Annotated in this window: 12 protein-coding genes, 3 rRNA genes and 1 pseudogene; 9 read left to right on the forward strand and 7 right to left on the reverse strand. The window is 68.9% G+C overall.

Features of this window, described 5'->3' with window-relative positions:
- Positions 1 to 31: 31 nt before the first annotated feature.
- From DER29_RS32490 to DER29_RS32515, 6 genes are all read right to left on the reverse strand, one after another.
- Positions 32 to 1423, reverse strand: a complete 1392-nt coding sequence (locus DER29_RS32490) for a polysaccharide lyase family 1 protein (protein WP_121401420.1) — start codon at positions 1421 to 1423, stop codon at positions 32 to 34.
- A gap of 171 nt (positions 1424 to 1594) precedes the next feature.
- A complete protein-coding gene (locus DER29_RS32495; RefSeq protein WP_233600301.1) occupies positions 1595 to 2791 on the reverse strand; it encodes a Gfo/Idh/MocA family protein in 1197 nt (398 codons plus the stop codon).
- A 41-nt stretch (positions 2792 to 2832) separates the two neighbouring features.
- Entirely contained in the window at positions 2833 to 4323 is a 1491-nt protein-coding gene (locus DER29_RS32500; RefSeq protein WP_199729642.1) for a mannitol dehydrogenase family protein, read from the reverse strand.
- Positions 4314 to 5618: an enolase C-terminal domain-like protein gene (locus DER29_RS32505; RefSeq protein ID WP_121401422.1), complete on the reverse strand. Its 1305-nt coding sequence runs from the start codon at positions 5616 to 5618 to the stop codon at positions 4314 to 4316. Before DER29_RS32505 ends, DER29_RS32500 begins: the two co-directional genes overlap by 10 nt.
- Positions 5615 to 7039 (reverse strand): glucuronate isomerase, encoded by a 1425-nt coding sequence (uxaC, locus tag DER29_RS32510; RefSeq protein ID WP_121401423.1) that lies wholly within the window; start codon positions 7037 to 7039, stop codon positions 5615 to 5617. Before uxaC ends, DER29_RS32505 begins: the two co-directional genes overlap by 4 nt.
- Positions 7040 to 7069: 30 nt before the next feature.
- Complete coding sequence (locus tag DER29_RS32515) at positions 7070 to 8398, reverse strand: Gfo/Idh/MocA family protein (protein WP_121401424.1); 1329 nt, start codon at positions 8396 to 8398, stop codon at positions 7070 to 7072.
- Positions 8399 to 8637: 239 nt separating this feature from the next.
- Here DER29_RS32515 and DER29_RS32520 point away from each other — a divergent pair, with 239 nt between their 5' ends.
- From DER29_RS32520 to rrf, 9 genes are all read left to right on the forward strand, one after another.
- Positions 8638 to 9765 carry a LacI family DNA-binding transcriptional regulator gene (locus DER29_RS32520; RefSeq protein ID WP_121401425.1) on the forward strand — a complete coding sequence of 376 codons (1128 nt, stop codon included), beginning with the start codon at positions 8638 to 8640 and terminating at the stop codon, positions 9763 to 9765.
- 19 nt (positions 9766 to 9784) lie between these two features.
- Positions 9785 to 11134: an ABC transporter substrate-binding protein gene (locus tag DER29_RS32525; RefSeq protein WP_121401426.1), complete on the forward strand. Its 1350-nt coding sequence runs from the start codon at positions 9785 to 9787 to the stop codon at positions 11132 to 11134.
- A 28-nt stretch (positions 11135 to 11162) separates the two neighbouring features.
- On the forward strand, positions 11163 to 12146 hold the full coding sequence (locus tag DER29_RS32530; protein WP_121401427.1) for a carbohydrate ABC transporter permease: 984 nt from the start codon (positions 11163 to 11165) through the stop codon (positions 12144 to 12146).
- 137 nt (positions 12147 to 12283) lie between these two features.
- Positions 12284 to 13045: a carbohydrate ABC transporter permease gene (locus DER29_RS32535; RefSeq protein ID WP_121401494.1), complete on the forward strand. Its 762-nt coding sequence runs from the start codon at positions 12284 to 12286 to the stop codon at positions 13043 to 13045.
- The gene (locus DER29_RS32540; protein ID WP_121401428.1) at positions 13042 to 13680 is read left to right on the forward strand and encodes a hypothetical protein; all 639 of its coding nucleotides are present in this window, start codon (positions 13042 to 13044) and stop codon (positions 13678 to 13680) included. The genes DER29_RS32535 and DER29_RS32540 overlap by 4 nt, the downstream gene beginning before the upstream one ends.
- A 23-nt stretch (positions 13681 to 13703) precedes the next feature.
- A complete protein-coding gene (locus DER29_RS32545; RefSeq protein ID WP_121401495.1) occupies positions 13704 to 14552 on the forward strand; it encodes a PmoA family protein in 849 nt (282 codons plus the stop codon).
- A gap of 628 nt (positions 14553 to 15180) precedes the next feature.
- Positions 15181 to 16695 (forward strand): 16S ribosomal RNA (locus DER29_RS32550).
- A gap of 369 nt (positions 16696 to 17064) precedes the next feature.
- Positions 17065 to 20167 (forward strand): 23S ribosomal RNA (locus DER29_RS32555).
- Positions 20168 to 20255: 88 nt separating this feature from the next.
- Positions 20256 to 20372, forward strand: a 5S ribosomal RNA gene (gene rrf / locus DER29_RS32560).
- The 16S, 23S and 5S rRNA genes sit together here, the layout of an rRNA operon.
- Positions 20373 to 20438: 66 nt before the next feature.
- Here the strand turns inward: rrf and DER29_RS32565 are convergent.
- A pseudogene (locus tag DER29_RS32565) lies at positions 20439 to 20618 on the reverse strand (spore photoproduct lyase family protein); the annotation flags it as partial.

The following is a 20618-nucleotide window of genomic DNA, read 5'->3' on the forward strand; positions in this document are numbered from 1 at the left end:
CACCGCGCGGGACGGCGCGGCGGCCGGCGTCCTACAGGGGCAGCCGGTCCGCGCCGGCCAGCGCCCCCACGACCACCGGCACCGCGGGTGCCGGCAGCACGGGGCCGCGTCGAAGGGTCGGCGTCCAGCCGGCGTCCGGGGCCAGGTCCGGCTCGTGCGCCGCGTTGTACGCGCCCACCAGGTCGACCGGGCGGGCCCGGTCCCCGGCGGCGCGGACCCAGTTGCCCCGGGTGGTGACGGCGGTGCCGCCCCAGTCGTAGAGCAGGTCGTCGGCCACGACGCCGGCGGCGAGGCTGAAGAAGTTGTTCTCGGCGACCACGGCGGACTGCACCCCGACGCCGATCGCGTACTCGAACCCGTCGCCGGCCAGCCGGTAGTGGTTGTTCCACACGTCGACCTGGCCGAAGCGCACCCGGGGCAGCCGCTGGAGCACCCCGTCGAAGAGGTTGTGGTGCAGGCTCACCTTCAGCCGCCCGACGTCCGGGCCGACGGTGTTGGACGACCCGATCAGCATGACCTTGTCCCGCCCGACGAACCGGTTGTACGAGACGGTCACCAGGCTCGCGGTGTGCGTGACGTCCACCGACCCGTCGTGCACCTGGTACGGCCGGCCGAGGTGCACCGGCTGGCCGCTGTCCGGGTTGTCGCCGTCGGTGAAGGTGTTGTGGTCGATCCAGACGTGCTCGCTGCGGCGCACCGAGATCTGGTCGTACTGGGAGTTCCAGTTGCCCGCGGCGCCGTCGGTGGGGGACCAGGCGGGGAAGCAGTCCCGGGCGTCGTCGAAGGTCAGGTTCCGCACGATCGTGTTGTGCGCGCCGTCGAGCATCAGCGTCAGGCCGGTCAGCCGGGCGCCGCGCAGGCCGACGAGGGTGGTGTTCGGGCCGACGTTGATCTGGGTCTGCCGGGTCTGGTTCGTCACCGAGCGCACCCGCGCCGCCTCCAGCGGCCCGCTCGGCGCCACCCGGCCCCAGACCGCCGGGTCGTACGCCGCGAGGTAGGCCGGCAGCGAGTACTCCGGGTCGGCGAGGTCGGCGCAGTCGAGCGTGCTGCCGTCGGGACCCTCGAAGCCGTCGACCACGCCGCTGACGTAGATGATCTTCGGGGTGGCGTTGCCCCGGTTGGTGGCGTTGTCGCCGCCGAGGGCCGCGACCAGCTCGGCCCGGCTGGAGACGACGTGCACCTGCTCCGGCGTCGCCGCCGCGCCGCCGGTGGTGCCGGTCCCCTCAGCCGCCCAGCCGTCACCGGCCGGCAGCGCCTGCCGGCCGAGGTGCCGGGCGGCCCAGGAAAGCCCGCCGGTCGTGGCGGCCGCGCCGCCCGGAGCCGGAGCGGCCCCGCCGTCCGGGGCCGGGGCCGCCGCCGCGCTCCCGGTCGTCGCCGCGAGCGCGACGGCGATCGTCGCCGCGCCCAGTGTCTGCTTCCACATCTATCGGACCACCTGTTCGTCGCCTGTTCGATATGGGGCAACGGTAGGTTTCGCGATTTATGCGAGTCAATGACAAACGTGTGCAGAAGTGTTGCAATTGATCAGATCGGCCGGTATCGTCCCGACCGCCCTGGGTCGGGATGACGCCGCTATATCCGATATGGACCCGCGTCAGGCGGGCGGTTCAGTTGCAGTGCGTTGCGGTCCCTCCTGCCCGGTCAGGTCCGTGCGGTGCGGCGCCACCGCCCACGGCACCGCCAGCTCCGACAGCAGCGACCCCTCCTCGGCCGCCCGGCGCAGCAGCCGGTTGATCCCGCGCACGGTCAGCACCCGCTGCGGGCCGTCGCCCGTGGCGGTGACGAGGTCGCCGCCCAGCGGCGCCGGCTCGGGCGCGGTCGTGACCGCCTCCAGCACCGCGGTGAACCCGGCGGTGCGCGCCAGGGGCGCGATCAGCGGCACCGCCGGGTCGGCCCGGTGGTCGAGGAGGTTCTCCAGCAGCCCGCGCCGGCCCGGCACCTCGCGCGGGTCGGCGTCGCCGGGCAGCAGCAACCGGTCGGTCGGGTACTCCAACACGGCCCGGCCGGCGGTGCCGGTCACGATCACCTCCCCGGCGACGAAGTCCTCCCCGGCCAGGGTCACCGCCGCGACGATCGGCGGTCCCGAGCGGGACGACACCCGCAGGGTCGCCGTGTCGTCCACCTCGATCGGCCGGACCCGGTAGCGCTCCACCTCGATCCGCGCGGGCACCACCGGCCCGTCCCCGTCGGCCTCGGCGACCGCCAGGCACTGCATGACCGCGTGCGCCAGCGGGTTGGCCAGGGCGCCGTCCAGCACCGGCCGGCCGTGCAGCGTCCGCCGCCCGGCCCACGGCGCCCGCGCGTAGTAGGCGTCGGAGCGCTGCCAGGCCGCCACGGTCGCGATGCCGGTGACGGTACCGAGCCGCCCGGCCCGCACCGCGTCGGTCAGCTCCGTCAGCGCCGCCGAACCGAGCGCCTGGAAGCCCACCTGGCACGCCCGGCCCGTCGCGGCGAGGGCGTCGGCCAGCTCCCGGTGCTCGGCGGTGGACAGCACCGGGGGCTTCTCCAGCAGCAGGTCGGCGCCCGCGGCGAGCACGTCCAGGGCGATCGGCAGGTGGGTGTGCGGCGGGGTGCAGACGACCACCACGTCCGGCCGCGCCGCCCGCAGCATCTCCCGGTGGTCGGTGTGCACCAGGGTGCCGTCCGGCACCGGCGCCGCCGGGTCGTCCTCAACCGGGCGTACGTCGACCAGGGCGACCAGCCGCAGTCGCCCGGCGGCGTGCAGCGGGGCGATGACCCGTCGGTGCCAGCGCCCGTGCCCGTTGGCCCCGACGACCGCGACCCTCGGCACGGCGCCGGCCCCTCCCGGCGTCGCCCCCGCGGCGGCGGCCGTCACCGGGCGCCCGCCAGCGTCGCGGCCACCCCGTGCCGTTGCAGGGCGGTCAGCCACCCGGTCACCTCGGCGCGTACGTCGTCGTCCTCGGCCACCTCGGCGGGGAAGACCTCGCGCAGCGCGAACACCGCGTCCACGGCCCCCGCCGGGGTACGCGCTCCGGTGGCGAGCGCCGCGCGGATCTCCTCGGCGAGCGGATCGGCCAGCGGCAGGAGGCTGCCGTCGTCGGCGTGGCCCTGCGCGAAGCGCAGCCAGGCGGCCACCACCAGCGTGGCCCAGTGCGCCGACCGCCCCCCGGCCCGCAGGTCGGCGATGGTGTGCAGGATCCGCTGCGGCAGCTTCTGCGAGCCGTCCATGGCCACCTGGAGGGTGCGGTGGTGGATCGCCGGGTTGGCGAAGCGGGTGAGCACCTCCTCGCCGTACGCGACGACCGAGACGCCCTCGGGCGGGTCGAAGCTGGCCGCCACGTCCTCGGCGACCAGGTGACGCAGCACCGTGGTCAGGTGCGGCAGGGTCAGCGCGTCGGCGATGGTCTCCCGGCCGGCCAGCGCGCCCAGGTAGGCGGCGGCCGAGTGCACGCCGTTGAGGGCGCGCAGCTTCAGCCGCTCCCAGGGCCCGGCGTCGGCGGTGAGCACCGCGCCGGCCCGCTCCCAGGCCGGTCGGCCGCCCGGGAAGTCGTCCTCGATCACCCACTGCCGGTACGGCTCGGCGACCACCGCCGCCAGGTCGGCCACCCCCAGGGCCCGCTCGGCGTCGGCGAGGGTCTGCGCCGTGCTGGCCGGCACGATCCGGTCGACCATGGTGCCGGGGAAGCTGACGCACTCCCGCACCCAGCCGGCCAGCGGCTCCGGCACGCCCGCGTACGCCACCGACTGCTCGACCAGGCCGCGCAGCCGGCGGCCGTTCGCGGGCAGGTTGTCGCAGCTGACCAGGGCCAGCGGCGGGCCCTGCGCGGCGGCCCGGGCGAGCAGCCCGCGCAGCAGCAGGCCCGGGACGGTGACCGGCAACCGGTCGGTGCGCAGGTCGGCGGCGACCTCCGGGTCCGGCCGCAGCCGACCGGTCACCGGGTCGAGCTGGTACGCCTTCTCCGTCACGGTGAGGGTGACCACCCGGATCGCCGGGTCGGCCAGCAGCGCCACCACGGCGGCGGGGTCACCCGCGGCGTGCCGCGTCCCGGCCAGCGCGCCGACGACGCGGGTGTGGCACCCCTCGGCGCTGGTGCTGGTGACGCTGAACAGGTTGTCCTGCGCGGCCAGCGTCGTCACCACGTCGGGGTTGCGTGGCGCCACGCCGACGATGCCCCAGTCGCCCCCGGCTTGCGCCATGGCCTCCTCGGTGTACACGGCCTGGTGGGCGCGGTGGAAGGCGCCCAGCCCGAGGTGGACGATCCCCGCCGGCACGCTGCCCGGGCGCAGCAGCGGGCGGCTGTCCGTCGGCAGCCGGCGCAGCGTCCCGAGACCGAGCCGGGCGGCGCCGACGCTCACCGCCACACCGGCCCGTCCGGGAAGCGGAACTCGGCGATCGACTCCGGCTTCATGGTGGAGCTGTAGCCGGGCGCCTGCGGCAGCAGGTAGCGCCCCTCGCGGGTGCGCACCGGGTCGACGAAGTGCTCGTGCAGGTGGTCGACGTACTCCACCATCCGGCCGTCGAGGCTGGTGCCCACCCGCAGGTAGTCGAAGACGGCCAGGTGCTGGACGTACTCGCACAGGCCCACGCCGCCGGAGTGCGGACAGATCGGCACCCCGAACTTCGCCGCCATCAGGATCTCGGCGAGGACCTCGTTGACGCCGCCGACCCGGCAGGCGTCGATCTGCATCACGCCGATCGCCTCGGCCTGGAGCAGCTGCTTGAAGATGACCCGGTTGGCGGCCACCTCACCGGTGGCGACCCGGCACCGGCCGTCGGTCAGCCCGGTCACCGCCCGCGCGATCCGGGCGTGCCCGAGGATGTCGTCGGCGTGCGTCGGCTCCTCGATCCAGTACGGGTCCACCTCCGCCAGCGCGGCCATGTTGGTGATCGCCTCGTCGACGTCCCAGACCTGGTTGGCGTCCATCATCAGCAGCGCGTCCGGCCCGATCTCCTCCCGGATGATCCGCGCCCGCCGCAGGTCGTCGGCGGGCGGCCCGCCGACCTTCATCTTCATCGCCCGCCACCCGTCGGCGTACGCCTGCCGGGTCAGCGCCCGGACCTTGTCGTCGGGGTAGCCCAGCCACCCCACGGAGGTGGTGTACGAGGGGAACCCGTCGCGCTCCAGCCCGGCGCGGCGCTCGTCCAGCCCGATGAGCCCCTTGTCGAGGATGGCCGCCGCCTCGTCCGGGGTGAGGGCGTCCGTGATGTGGTGGAAGTCGATGCTGGCCACCAACTCCTCGGTGGGCAGCTCGGCGAGCAGTTGCCACATCGGCTTGCCGGCCAGCTTGGCCCGCAGGTCCCAGACCGCGTTGACCAGCGCGCCGGTGGCCATGTGGATGACCCCCTTCTCCGGGCCCAGCCAGCGCAGCTGCACGTCGGCGCTGAGCGAGCGCCAGAACGCCACCGGGTCGGCGAAGATCTCCTCGACGGTGCGGCCCCGCACGTGGTGCGCGAGGGCCTGGATCGCGGCGCAGGTCAGCTCGTTGCCGCGACCGTTGGTGAAGGTGAACCCGGCCCCGGTGACGCCGGCGTCGGTGCGCAGCTCGACGTAGCTGGCCGAGTAGTCGCCCCGGTTGATCGCGTCCGATCCGTCGCCGGCGGCGGCGGTCGGGAACCGCACGTCGTGCACGTTTACGGCGGTGACGGTGACACTCACAGGACATTCTCTCCGATCTTGAAGACCTTCTTCGGGAGCCGGTACGCCAGGTCGACGATGGTCTCGGCGGCCTCGTCCTCGCCGAGGCGGTGCTCGGTGACCAGCCGGGCCAGGTAGGCGGCGTCGACGCGACGGGCCACGTCGTGGCGTACCGGGATGGAGCAGAACGCGCGGGTGTCGTCGACGAACCCGGCGGTGTTGTAGAAGCCCGCGGACTCGGTGACCGACTCGCGGAAGCGACGCAGCACCTCCGGCGAGTCCAGGAACCACCACGGCGCACCGAGGTACAGGGCGGCGTACCCGCCCGCCAGCGGCGCGAGTTCCCGGCTGAAGGTGTACTCGTCGAGGGTGTAGAGCACCACCCGCAGCCGCGGGTCGTTGCCGTACGCGTCCAGCAGCGGGGTCAGCGCGTGCAGGTACTCGGTGGCCTGCGGCAGGTCGCCGCCGACGTCGCGGCCGTGCCGCGCGTACAGCCAGCGGTTGTGGTTGCGCACCGCGCCGGGGTGCAGCTGCATGACGAGGCCGTCGTCCAGCGACATCCGGGCGAACTCCAGCAGCATGTGCGCCCGGAACGTCTCCGCGTCGGCCGCGTCGGCTACCCCGCGCAGGCCCTTGTCGTAGAGTCGCGCCGCCTCGTCCGCGCCCAGTGCCAGCGTGCGCGCGGTCGGGTGGCCGTGGTCGGTGCAGGTGGCGCCGGCCGCGATGAAGGCCGCCCGCCGCTGGCGCAGCGCCGCCAGGTAGCCGGCGTACGTGCCGGTGTCCTCGCCGGTGATCTCGCCGAGCCGCGCGACGTTGTCCGCCCAGCCGTCGAACTCCATGTCGGCCACGTTGTCCGGCCGGAACGTGCTGATCACCCGGCCGCCCGGCCCGCCCCAGCCGTCGGCGGCGAGCTTGGCGTGCTGCCCGAGGTCGTCCAGCGGCGACTCGGTGGTGGCGAGCACCTCGATGCCGAACCGCTCGAACAGCGCCCGGGGCCGGAACTCCGGCTCGGCGAGCCGGGCCGCGAGCTCGTCGTAGACGGCGTCGGCGGTGGCCGGGGAGAGCGGGGTGTGCACCCCGAACACGTCGCGGAAGGTCTGCTCCAGCCAGAGCCGGGAGGGGGTGCCCCGGAACAGGTGCCAGTGCGCGGCGAAGCGTCGCCAGATGGTGCGCCCGTCGGGCTCCGTGGGGCTGCCGTCGACGGTGGGCACGCCCAGGTCGGCCGGGGGGACGCCCTGGCTGAGCAGCATCCGGGTGAGGTAGTGGTCGGGCACGATGAGCAGCCGCGCCGGGTCCGGGAAGGGGCGGTCCTCGGCCAGGATCGCCGGGTCGACGTGCCCGTGCGGGGAGATGATCGGCTGGGGCGCGGCCAGCGCGTACAGCCGACGGGCCACCGCGCGCTGCGCGGGGTCGGCGGGGAAGAGCAGGTCGGTCGTGGGCACGGGTGGGGCTCCTCGGAGGGTGTTCGCGGCTCAGGAGAGGTCGAGCAGGTCGGCGACCCGGACCGGGGCGCCGGTGGTGAAGGACCGGTTCGCGGCCAGCCCGGTGAGCAGGGCGAGGGCGCCGTCGCGGGCGGTCGCCGCCCGCCCCATCGGGTCCGGTTCGCCGCCGATGAGGACCCGGGCCATCCGGGCGTCGGCGCCGCCGTGCCCGGAGCGGGTGTGCCCGGTCACGGGTACGACCTGCGGCGGCGCCCAGAACGGCCGCAGGGTCAGCGTGGCGGAGCCGGCCTCGGCGGCCGCCTCGTCGCCGTGCAGCGCCGCGCCCTTCAGCGCACCGGCGGACGCCGGGCTGACGTGGTCGCTCTCCACGACCTCCAGCTCCAGCCGGCCCCGGCTGCCGTTGACCATCACCCGGTAGCCCTCGTAGGGGGCGTACGCGGTGAGGTGGTAGGTCATCGTCGCGCCGGTGGAGTAGCGGGCCAGCACCGCCATGTCGTCCTCGATGTCCACGCCCGGGGCGAAGACGTTGCGGTCGCGCTGGTAGCCGTCCTCGGCCTCGGCGTCGAGGTAGAGCTCGCGCAGTTTCGGGTGCGCGTCGAGCCGCAGCGCGAACGGGTCGTCGGCGGCGGCGGGGGAGCCGTGCGCCCGGTCGTAGTCGCGGGCGTAGCCGTGCCGGCGGCCGGCCTCGCCGTAGAAGAAGAGCCGGCCGGTGGCGTACACCTCGACGGGGGTGGCGTCCAGCCACCAGTTGACCAGGTCGAAGTGGTGCCCGGCCTTGTGCACCATCAGCCCGCCGGAGTGCGCCTTGTCGCGGTGCCAGCGGCGGAAGTAGTCGGCGCCGTGCCGCACGTCGAGCAGCCACTCGAAGTGCACCGAGCCCACCTCGCCGACGGCGCCGCCGGCGAGCAGCTCGCGCAGCTTCTCGTGCAGCGGGTTGTAGCGGTAGTTGAACGCCACCCGCACCTGCCGGCCGGTGTCGGCGACCGCGTCGAGGATCTGCCGGCAGCCGGCGGCGTCGACGGTCATCGGCTTCTCGGTGATGACGTCGCAGCCGGCGCGCAGCGCCGTGTCGATGTGCGCGGCGTGGGTGTCGTCCACGCTGGTGACCACCAGCACGTCGACGCGCTCCTTGGCGAGCATGGCGGCCAGCTCGTCGGCCCGGTACGTCGGCACCGGCGGGTGCCCCAGCTCGCCGAGCCACCGGTTGTGGGCGTCCATGCGGGCCTGGTTGACGTCGGCGAACGCGACGAGTTCGGCGGTGTCGGCGTGGTCGCGCACCAGCGCCCGGACGAACATCTCGGCCCGGGACCCGGTGCCCACGAGGGCGTGTCGGACCCGCTGACCGGTGCTGGACGACATGTCGACCGCCTCCTGTGTTGCTGCAAAGGTTTGCAGCGAAATAACCACGAGCCGCGCGGCGGCGTCAACGATCGATGCCAAACCGGCGGCATAGATCCGATTTGATACGCATTTGAGCACATGGTGGGAGCGTGGCCGAAACGCATCTGTAACCATCGGCCGTTGACACCGGCACAACCGTTTGCATTAATTGGCGGCACCTGACGTGACCCCAGCCACACTGGACGAAGGGCCCCGCCGTGCCAGCCACCATCCGAGACGTCGCCCGGGCCTCCGGCGTGCACATCTCCACGGTCTCCCGCACGTTCTCGGCCCCGCACCTGGTCAACCCGGAGACCCGGGGCCGGGTGCTGGCCTGCGCCGAGGAGCTCGGCTACCGGCCCAACCGCGCCGCCCGCGCCCTGATCACCGGCCGTACGCACAACATCGGCCTGATCATCGCGGACATCGCCAACCCGTTCTTCCCGCCGCTGATCAAGGCGGCGGAGAGCCAGGCCCGGCAGCGCGACTACCACGTGTTCGTGGCCGACACCAACGAGGACCCGATCGCCGAGGAGGAGCTGGTCCACGCGCTCGCCAAGCAGGTGGACGGGGTGCTGCTGTGCAGCCCGCGGATGAGCAACAGCATGATCGAGCAGCTCAGCCGCGAAGTGCCGCTGGTGGTGATAAACCGGCAGGTCGCGGGTCTGCCGTGCGTGACCATGGACGTCGGGCAGGGCGCCCGGTCGGCCATCGAGCACCTGCTCGGCCTCGGTCACCGACGGATCGCGCTGCTCAGCGGGCCGCGCGGCTCGTGGACCAGCCGGGAGATCCGCCGGGCGGCCGGCGTCGCGGCGCGGGCCGGCGGCGCCGAGTTCACCGTGCTCGGGCCCAACCAGCCCACCGAGACCGGCGGCGCGGCCCTCGCCGAGATGGTCCGCCGCAGCGAGGCCACGGCGGTCCTCGCCTACAACGACCTGATGGCGATCGGCCTGATCGAAGGGCTCGACGCCGTCGGGATGCGCGTCCCGCAGGACGTGAGCGTCGTCGGCATCGACGACATTGCCCTGAGCCGGCTCACCCGGCCCAAGTTGACGACGGTGGCCACGCCCAACGCGGCCGCCGGCCGGACGGCCGTCGACATGCTCCTGCAACACGACACCGTCGCCGCCCGTGGCTCACGCGGCGGTCGGGGTGTCACGAGCGACGACCGTCGTACCACCGCACAGGTAATGCTCCAGACCGAACTGGTCATCCGCGACTCGACCGCCGCCGCGCCGGCGGACGGTCGGAACCGTCCCGACGCCGAGTTGGTCGTCCCGGGCCCGCATCGCCTTGCGGGCCCGGGTCGCCCGACCGCGGCCACCGGTGGCGTCGTCGCCTCCTAACGCCAAGGAGTGAGCGCACATGCACCCCGCAACGCCCCCCACCACTGGCACGCAGGCCGTGCCCGTTCACCGTACCCCCGTCCGCCGACGGCGGTTGATCCGCGGCATGCTCGCCGCGGTCGTCGCCCTGCCCCTGGTCCTCGGTGCCGCCGGCTGCGGCGGCGACGAGGAGGCCAGCACCGACCCGAACGCCCCGGTCAAGCTCTCGGTCTTCTGGTGGGGCGGTGAGGCCCGGGCGAAGCTGACCGAGGAGGCCCTCGCCCTCTACACCAAGAAGCACCCGAACGTCACCTTCGAGAAGACCTGGCAGGCCAACCAGGGCTACTTCGACAAGCTGGCCACGCTCACCGCCGGCGGCAACCCGCCGGACCTCTTCCAGATCGACGACAACTACCTGGCCGAGTACGCCTCGCGCAGCACCACCCTCGACCTGACGTCCTACAAGGACTCCGGCGACCTCGACGTGTCGAAGTTCCCCAAGAGCCTCTGGCAGTACGGCGTGGTCGACGGCAAGCTCGCCGGCGTGGCCGCGGGGGAGAACACCCAGGGCCTGGTCTACAACAGGACGCTGCTGACCAAGAACGGCCTGCCCGAGCCGACCACCGGGATGACCTGGGAGGAGCACATCGCCTGGGCCGAGCAGGTGGCGAAGAAGACCAAGGTGCCCGGCACCCAGGACCCGAGCGCCGACTACAAGGCGTTCTGGGTGTGGCTGCGCCAGCAGGGCAAGGACCTCTACAAGGGCAAGGAACTCGGCTTCACCGCCGAGGACGTGACGAAGTGGTTCGACCTGTGGAAGGGGGCCCGGGACCGGGGCGCCACCCCGACCCCCGACGTCATCCACGAGGGCAACGCCACCGACATCACCAAGCAGCTCGTGGTCACCGGCAAGGCCGGCACCAGCTGGGTCTGGGTCAACCAGATGCCGGAGCTGAAGAAGAACACCAAGGACGAGCTGGGCGTCATCGCCTACCCCGGCGACCCGAGCGCCCAGTGGGCCCGCGCCTCCATGTACTGGTCCGTGTTCAAGGGCAGCAAGCACAAGGACGTCGCGGTCGACGTGATCAACTTCCTGGCCAACGACCCCGAGGCGGTCAAGATCCTCGGCACCGACCGGGGCCTGCCGTCGAACCTGGACCTGCGCCGTGTGGTCAGCGACGACGTCACCGACCCGGCGATGAAGCAGTCGATCCAGGTCGAGTCCGACCTGGCCCAGAAGTTCGGCGAGGCGCCGCAGGTCCCGCTCAAGGGGCACAGCAAGGTCCGCTCCGAGCTGATCAAGGCCGCCGAGAACGCCCAGTACGGCCGGATCAGCTCCGCCCAGGCGGCGGAGCAGTTCATCGCCGCCTGCAAGTCCGCCATCGCCTGACCCTGACGCTACCGAGAGGAATCGGCTCGTGGCTCTGACCACGGCGCCCGACCCGACCCGACGACGTACCGGATCCGTCCCGACCCCCGCCGGCAGGCGCGGGGCCGGGCGGGCCCGGTACGGGAACGGTCTGGCCGGCTACGTCTTCCTGTCGCCCTGGCTGCTCGGCCTGCTGGCCGTCACGGCGATACCCATGCTCCTGTCGCTCTACCTGAGCTTCACCAACTACGACATCCTCACCCCCTTCTCCGAGGTGGAGTGGGTCGGGCTCGCCAACTACGAGCGGATGTTCACCGCCGACCCGTCGTACTGGCACTCGGTGCGTGTGACGCTCACCTTCGCCCTGATCGCCGTGCCGCTGAAGCTGGCGGCCGCACTCGGGGTGGCCCTGCTGCTCAACCGCGCCTGGCGCGGCGTCGGGCTGTTCCGCGGCCTGTTCTACCTGCCGTCGTTGCTCGGCGGCAGTGTCGCGCTGGCCATCGTCTGGGTGAACATGTTCAACCGCGAGGGCGCGTTCAACTCGCTGCTGGGCGTCTTCGGCATCGAGGGCAAGCCGTGGGTCAACGACCCGGACTGGGCGCTGGAGACCCTGATGGTGCTCGCCATCTGGCAGTTCGGCGCGCCCATGGTGATCTTCCTGGCCGGCCTCAAGCAGGTGCCCACCGAGCTCTACGAGGCGGCCTCCGTCGACGGCGCCGGCAAGTGGCGGCAGTTCGTCGCCGTCACCCTGCCGATGCTCTCGCCGGTGATCTTCTTCAACCTGGTGCTGGAGACCATCAACGGCTTCCAGGGCTTCACCGCCGCGTTCGTGCTCAGCAACGGCACCGGCGGCCCGGTCGACTCCACCCTGATGTACACGCTGAACCTCTACATCACCGGCTTCACCAACCTGGAGATGGGCTACGCCTCCGCGATGGCCTGGGTCTTCCTGCTCGCCATCGCGATCATCACCGCGATCTTCTTCAGCACCGGGCGGTTCTGGGTGCACTACTCGGACGGGGAGGACCGGTGACGGCGACGGCAACCCCGACGGCAGCCCCGGCGACGACCGGCCCGCGCGGTCCGCGCCGGGCCAGCGGCGGCGGGCAGGCCGTGCGCCTGCTCATCCTGATCGCGATCGTCGCGGTCGTGCTCTATCCGCTCTTCTGGATGATCGGTACGTCCCTGAAGAGCCAGGAGGAGATCGTCAACAACATCGGCCTGCTGCCGAACGAGTTCACCCCCGGCAACTACGCCGACGGCTGGACGAACTTCGACTTCAGCTTCGGCCGGTTCTTCCTCAACAGCGCGATGGTCAGCCTGCTGACCGTGATCGGCAACGGCGTCTCCTGCCTGCTCGCCGCGTACGCCTTCGCGCGGCTGCGGTTCCGGCTGCGCGGCGTCTGGTTCGCCGTGATGATCGGGACGCTCCTGCTGCCCGGGCACGTGCTGATCGTGCCGCAGTACATCCTGTTCCGCAGCCTGGGCCTGGTGGGCGGCGACTGGCCGTACCTGCCGCTGCTGATCCCGCAGTTCCTGGCCACCGAGGCGTTCTTCGTGTTCCTGATGGTGCAGTTCATGCGGGGCATCCCGCGCGAACTCGACGAGGCCGCCAAGATCGACGGTGCCAACGCCTTCGGCATCTTCCGGCACGTGATCCTGCCGCTGAGCCGCCCGGCGCTGGTCACCACGGCGATCTTCTCGTTCATCTGGACCTGGAACGACTTCTTCCGCCAGCTCGTCTTCCTCTCCGACCTCGAGGACTACACGGTGCCGGTGGCGCTGACGCTGTTCATCGACTCGACGAGCCAGAGCGCCGTCGGCCCGATGTTCGCCATGTCGGTGCTGTCGCTGCTGCCGGTGTTCCTGTTCTTCGTGGCCTTCCAGCGGATGCTGGTGGAGGGCATCAACACCAGCGGACTCAAGGGATGAGGCCGCACCGCGACGACGGGCCGGACCGGGAGGACGGGCCGGCCCGCCGCGACTGGCGGGACGTGCTCACCGACGCCACCGACCTGGCTGTGCTCGGCATCGTCCTGACCCTGGCGGCGCTGCCGGTGGTCACCGCGGCGGCGGCCGTGGCCGCCGCGAGCGCGGCGGTGCACGACCGGTACACCGTCGGATCCTGGCCCTCCGCGCGGGAGAACCTGACCCGGTACGGCCGCGCCCTGCTGCCCGGCGTCGGGGTGAGCGTGCTGACGGTAGCCGCCTTCGGGCTGCTCGCCGTGAACGTCGCCGCGCTGGCCGGCGGCCGGGTCCCCGGCGGGGCACCGCTGCTCCTGGTCACCGTCGTGGTGGCCGCCGCCCTGGCCGGGTACGCCGCACTGGTGGTGGTGGAGGTCGGCCGCCGCGGCGGCCGCGGCTGGCGGGAGGCCGCCGGCGTCGCCGCCGACGCCTGCCGCACCCGCCCGGGCACCTGGGCCGCCGCCGGCGGGGTCGGCGCCGTCGCCGCGCTGCTCGCCGTCCTGGTCATCCCGGTCGCGCTGCCCATCCTCGCCGGATACGTGGTCGCCGCCCTGCACGCCGTCGCGCGGCGGGCCGTGCCCGCCCCGGTGGGACAGTCGTGACGGGCGAGGACCGGCGTGCCGGCGTGACCGAGAACGATCGGCAGCTCAGCGTCGACGACGTGCCGGTGGCCCGGTACGTCGTCGATCCGGCGATCGACCCCCGGCACGGCCCCCGCCCGTACCTGCACCCGGTGCGGACCTTCGGCGGGACGGTGGTCACCGACGCGTTCCCGGCCGACCACGTCTGGCATCTCGGCGCGTCCCTGGCTGTGCAGGACGTCGACGGCACCAACCTCTGGGGCGGGCGCACCTACGTGCGCGACACCGGCTACACGTGGCGCGACGACCACGGCCGGATCGCGCACACCCGCTGGGAGACCCGCGACCCGCAACGGCTGGCGCACCGGTTGGAGTGGCGCGACCGGGACGCGGCGGTGCTGCTCACCGAGCGGCGGGAGCTGGCCGCGCAGCGGGTCGGCGAGCGGGCCTGGGCCCTCGACGTCGGGTACACACTGACCGCCCCCGCCGACCGGGACGTCACCCTGGGCAGCCCGGCGACCAACGGACGCCCGGGCGGCGCCGGCTACGGCGGCTTCTTCTGGCGGGCGGCCAGCGCGACACCCGCGCGGGTGTACACGGCCACCGCCGAGGGGGAGGACGCGGTCAACGGCAGCGCCGCGCCGTGGCTGGCCTTCGCCGGCACCGGACCGGACGGGGCCGCGTACACGCTCGTGCTGGCGGGGCTCGCGGAGGGCGACCGCTGGTTCGTCCGTACCGCGATGTACCCGGGGGTCTGCGTGGCGTTCGCCTTCGACCGGCCCAGGGTGATCACCGCGGGTACGAGTCGCACCGGGCGGCACCGGGTCGTCGTCGCCGACGGCGCGCTGGACCAGGCCTCGGTCGCCGCCCTGGCCGCCGACGGGGCGGTGTGACGCGGCACTCGCCCCCCGGATTTGACGATCTTGTCGGGCGGGCGTAACTTTCTCTCTGCCAGCGCGGAACGGACGAACAGGATGAAAATCCTGGCCAGGCCGGAGCGCGGCGAGACCATCGGTCCGGGTGGGGTCCTCCCACCAGGGCCGGTACGGGCGGTGCCCCGGATCCGTCGCGAGGCGGATTTGGCGAGGCGGAACCGACCGGGTAAGGTTCACCGCCGGCAGGGAACCGGGCGGGCTCGCGGGAAACCGCGAAGCGGCCGGTCTGCCGAACTTCCCGAAGACCGTCGGCGAGAGTCGACGCTGTCGGGATGCCCGGAAATGGGATTGAAGTGGTGCGGATCGCTGCGAAGCGGTTTGACACGGCGGAAACCAGCGGGTAACGTAGTAAAAGTGCCCGGCGCGGGAAGCGGCGGGTGTGGTGAACGAAATACCCCGGGTCGGGGGCTCCACGGTGTGGGGTTTCCGGGCGGTGTGTGGTTGTTCTTTGAGAACTCAACAGGGTGCTTGATAAGCCAGTGCCAAATTGATTTATACCCCGGACTGGCAAGCCATTCGTGGTTTGTTGGTCTTGGATTCCTTTGGCAACACTTTTTGTTGCCGGGATGACTGTTTCAACAAGTTTTTGTTGGAGAGTTTGATCCTGGCTCAGGACGAACGCTGGCGGCGTGCTTAACACATGCAAGTCGAGCGGAAAGGCCCTTCGGGGTACTCGAGCGGCGAACGGGTGAGTAACACGTGAGCAACCTGCCCTAGGCTTTGGGATAACCCCGGGAAACCGGGGCTAATACCGAATAGGACCACCGGTCGCATGGTTGGTGGTGGAAAGTTTTTCGGCCTGGGATGGGCTCGCGGCCTATCAGCTTGTTGGTGGGGTGATGGCCTACCAAGGCGACGACGGGTAGCCGGCCTGAGAGGGCGACCGGCCACACTGGGACTGAGACACGGCCCAGACTCCTACGGGAGGCAGCAGTGGGGAATATTGCACAATGGGCGGAAGCCTGATGCAGCGACGCCGCGTGAGGGATGACGGCCTTCGGGTTGTAAACCTCTTTCAGCAGGGACGAAGCGTAAGTGACGGTACCTGCAGAAGAAGCGCCGGCCAACTACGTGCCAGCAGCCGCGGTAAGACGTAGGGCGCGAGCGTTGTCCGGATTTATTGGGCGTAAAGAGCTCGTAGGCGGCTTGTCGCGTCGACTGTGAAAACCCGCAGCTCAACTGCGGGCCTGCAGTCGATACGGGCAGGCTAGAGTTCGGTAGGGGAGACTGGAATTCCTGGTGTAGCGGTGAAATGCGCAGATATCAGGAGGAACACCGGTGGCGAAGGCGGGTCTCTGGGCCGATACTGACGCTGAGGAGCGAAAGCGTGGGGAGCGAACAGGATTAGATACCCTGGTAGTCCACGCTGTAAACGTTGGGCGCTAGGTGTGGGGGGCCTCTCCGGTTCCCTGTGCCGCAGCTAACGCATTAAGCGCCCCGCCTGGGGAGTACGGCCGCAAGGCTAAAACTCAAAGGAATTGACGGGGGCCCGCACAAGCGGCGGAGCATGCGGATTAATTCGATGCAACGCGAAGAACCTTACCTGGGTTTGACATGGCCGCAAAACTCGCAGAGATGTGAGGTCCTTCGGGGGCGGTCACAGGTGGTGCATGGCTGTCGTCAGCTCGTGTCGTGAGATGTTGGGTTAAGTCCCGCAACGAGCGCAACCCTCGTTCGATGTTGCCAGCGCGTTATGGCGGGGACTCATCGAAGACTGCCGGGGTCAACTCGGAGGAAGGTGGGGATGACGTCAAGTCATCATGCCCCTTATGTCCAGGGCTTCACGCATGCTACAATGGCCGGTACAATGGGCTGCGATACCGTGAGGTGGAGCGAATCCCAAAAAGCCGGTCTCAGTTCGGATCGGGGTCTGCAACTCGACCCCGTGAAGTCGGAGTCGCTAGTAATCGCAGATCAGCAACGCTGCGGTGAATACGTTCCCGGGCCTTGTACACACCGCCCGTCACGTCACGAAAGTCGGCAACACCCGAAGCCGGTGGCCCAACCCTTGTGGAGGGAGCCGTCGAAGGTGGGGCTGGCGATTGGGACGAAGTCGTAACAAGGTAGCCGTACCGGAAGGTGCGGCTGGATCACCTCCTTTCTAAGGAGCACCTTCACCCGAAAGGGTGCAAGGAGCCCGCGACCTGCGAATGTCGGGTCGGGGTGCTCAATGGCGGAGACACTGGCGAGTTTTTTCCTGGCAACGGCCACGATGATCTAGTACACGCCTCCGGGTGTAGGAGCGGTCGGGTTGGTGCGGCTGGGGAGGGATGCAGAGCACCCTGTTGGGTCCTGAAAGAACAACCGTTGGTTGTTTCTTTCGGAGCCATTGCTTCGCTTGTGGGTGGAGCTGGTTGCCAGGCATGGCCTGGTCTCGCATACCGCCGGCGGTTGTCGGGTTTGGTGTGGGGCTGTGGGTTGTGGGTTGGTCGTTTGTTGAGAATTGCACAGTGGACGCGAGCATCTTTGTGGTCAAGTTGTCAAGGGCGAACGGTGGATGCCTTGGCACCAGGAGCCGATGAAGGACGTGGGAGGCCGCGATAGGCCTGGGGGAGCTGTCAACCAAGCTGTGATCCCAGGGTGTCCGAATGGGGAAACCTGGCTGGAGTCATGTCCAGTCACCCACACCTGAACACATAGGGTGTGTGGGGGGAACGCGGGGAAGTGAAACATCTCAGTACCCGTAGGAAGAGAAAACAAATAGTGATTCCGTGAGTAGTGGCGAGCGAAAGCGGATTGAGGCTAAACCGGCTGCGTGTGATACCTGTCAGGGGTTGCGTGGTTGGGGTTGTGGGACCCTGCTGAACAAGCTGACACTTGTTCGAGAAGTTACAAAGCCAGTTGCTAGCCGAACAGTCTGGAAAGGCTGACCGTAGGCGGTGAGAGTCCGGTAGGTGAAAGTGGCTGGTCTTCTGTGGGTGTTCCCGAGTAGCGGCGGACCCCTGTAATCTGCCGTGAATCTGCCAGGACCACCTGGTAAGCCTAAATACTTCCTGGTGACCGATAGCGGACGAGTACCGTGAGGGAATGGTGAAAAGTACCCCGGGAGGGGAGTGAAATAGTACCTGAAACCGTTCGCCTACAATCCGTCGGAGCCTTGCGGGGTGACGGCGTGCCTTTTGAAGAATGAGCCTGCGAGTTAGTGGCATGTGGCGAGGTTAACCCGTGTGGGGGAGCCGTAGCGAAAGCGAGTCTGAATAGGGCGTTCAGTCGCGTGTCCTAGACCCGAAGCGGAGTGATCTAGCCATGGGCAGGCTGAAGCGCGGGTAAGACCGCGTGGAGGGCCGAACCCACCAACGTTGAAAAGTTGGGGGATGACCTGTGGTTAGGGGTGAAAGGCCAATCAAACTCCGTGATAGCTGGTTCTCCCCGAAATGCATTTAGGTGCAGCGTCGCGTGTTTCTTGCCGGAGGTAGAGCACTGGATGGTCTAGGGGGCCCACAAGCTTACCGAAATCAGCCAAACTCCGAATGCCGGTAAGTGAGAGCGCGGCAGTGAGACTGCGGGGATAAGCTTCGTAGTCGAGAGGGAAACAGCCCAGATCACCAGCTAAGGCCCCTAAGCGTGTGCTAAGTGGAAAAGGATGTGGGGTCGCATAGACAACCAGGAGGTTGGCTTAGAAGCAGCCACCCTTTAAAGAGTGCGTAATAGCTCACTGGTCAAGTGGTTCCGCGCCGACAATGTAGCGGGGCTCAAGCACACCGCCGAAGCTGTGGCATTCACATTTTTACCTCGCTTGGACTTGATTCCTTGTGCAGGTGTGTGGATGGGTAGGGGAGCGTCGTGCCGGGGGTGAAGCAGCGGGGTGACCCAGTTGTGGACGCGGCACGAGTGAGAATGCAGGCATGAGTAGCGAAAGAAGGGTGAGAAACCCTTCCGCCGGATGACCAAGGGTTCCAGGGCCAGGCTAATCCGCCCTGGGTGAGTCGGGACCTAAGGCGAGGCCGAGAGGCGTAGTCGATGGACAACGGGTTGATATTCCCGTACCCGCGAAAGAGCGTCCCTGATGAACCTCGTTGTGCTAACCACCCGAACTTGGGGCGGTCTTCGGACCAAACTGGGGGAGCGTGGGAACCTGGCGGGTAGTAGTCAAGCGATGGGGTGACGCAGGAAGGTAGCTGAGCCCGGCCGGTGGTTGTGCCGGGGTAAGCGTGTAGGCCGTGTTGTAGGCAAATCCGCAACACATGAAGGCTGAGACGTGATGCCGAGCCGATTCAGGTGAAGTCAGTGATCCTATGCTGCGAGAAAAGCCTCTAGCGAGTTCTTAGCGGCCCGTACCCCAAACCGACACAGGTGGTCAGGTAGAGAATACCGAGGCGATCGGGCGAACTGTGGTTAAGGAACTCGGCAAATTGCCCCGTAACTTAGGGAGAAGGGGGGCCGGAGACGTGAAGCCCCACGCGGGTTGGAGCGTTGTATGGCCGCAGAGAGCAGGGGGAAGCGACTGTTTACTAAAAACACAGGTCCATGCGAAGAAGTAATTCGATGTATATGGACTGACGCCTGCCCGGTGCTGGAACGTTAAGGGGACCTGTTAGCTCTTCGGGGCGAAGCGGGAGAACTTAAGCGCCAGTAAACGGCGGTGGTAACTATAAACCATCCTAAGGTAGCGAAATTCCTTGTCGGGTAAGTTCCGACCTGCACGAATGGCGTAACGACTTCCCACTGTCTCAACCACAGGCCCGGCGAAATTGCATTACGAGTAAAGATGCTCGTTACGCGCGGCAGGACGGAAAGACCCCGGGACCTTTACTATAGCTTGACATTGGTATCCGAATTAGCTTGTGTAGGATAGGTGGGAGCCGGTGAAGTCCATACGCCAGTATGGGGTGGAGGCAATCTTGAAATACCACTCTGGTTGATTTGGGTATCTAACTTCGGACCGTTATCCGGTTCAGGGACAGTGTCTGGTGGGTAGTTTAACTGGGGCGGTTGCCTCCTAAAGGGTAACGGAGGCGCCCAAAGGTTCCCTCAGCCTGGTTGGCAATCAGGTGTTGAGTGCAAGTACACAAGGGAGCTTGACTGTGAGACTGACAGGTCGAGCAGGGACGAAAGTCGGGACTAGTGATCCGGCACTTGCGAGTGGAAGCGGTGTCGCTCAACGGATAAAAGGTACCCCGGGGATAACAGGCTGATCTTCCCCAAGAGTCCATATCGACGGGATGGTTTGGCACCTCGATGTCGGCTCGTCGCATCCTGGGGCTGTAGCAGGTCCCAAGGGTTGGGCTGTTCGCCCATTAAAGCGGTACGCGAGCTGGTTTAGAACGTCGTGAGACAGTTCGGTCCCTATCCGCGTGCGCGTAGGATACTTGAGAAGGGCTGTCCCTAGTACGAGAGGACCGGGACGGACGAACCTCTGGTGTGCCAGTTGTCCCGCCAGGGCACGGCTGGTTAGCTACGTTCGGAAGGATAACGCTGAAAGCATCTAAGCGGGAAGCTCGCTTCAAGATGAGGTATCCCACCCACCTTGGTGGGGTAAGGCCCCCAGCTAGACGACTGGGTTGATAGGCCGGAAATGTAAGCCCGGTAACGGGTTCAGTTGACCGGTACTAATAGGCCGAGGACTTGACTACTAAGCTGCTACGCGTCCACTGTGCAACTCTCGATGAACGAACAACAGACCACTTCGTGTTGTGGTGTTGTTTGACATGTCGATAGAGTTACGGCGGTCATGGCGGAGGGGAAACGCCCGGTTACATTCCGAACCCGGAAGCTAAGCCCTCCAGCGCCGATGGTACTGCACTCGGGAGGGTGTGGGAGAGTAGGACACCGCCGGACAATCTTTCAGTTCAGGGCCACCCTTCGGGGTGGCCCTGAACTGCTTTCCGTGGTGGAAGATGGCGGTCAGAACGCGTAGCGGACGCGGCAGTACGGCGCCTTCGCGGCGATCAGGTCCGTCAACGCCGCCACGTAGGCGCCCTTGCTGCCGGTGCGGTACCGCACGTTCCAGCCGCCGGTCTGCGACCGCTTCGGCTGCTGGAGATCCGGCCGCCAGAGGACCTCCTCGGCCTTCGGATGCCAGCC

This window comes from Micromonospora sp. M71_S20 (genome assembly GCF_003664255.1).
Classification (GTDB): Bacteria; Actinomycetota; Actinomycetes; order Mycobacteriales; family Micromonosporaceae; genus Micromonospora.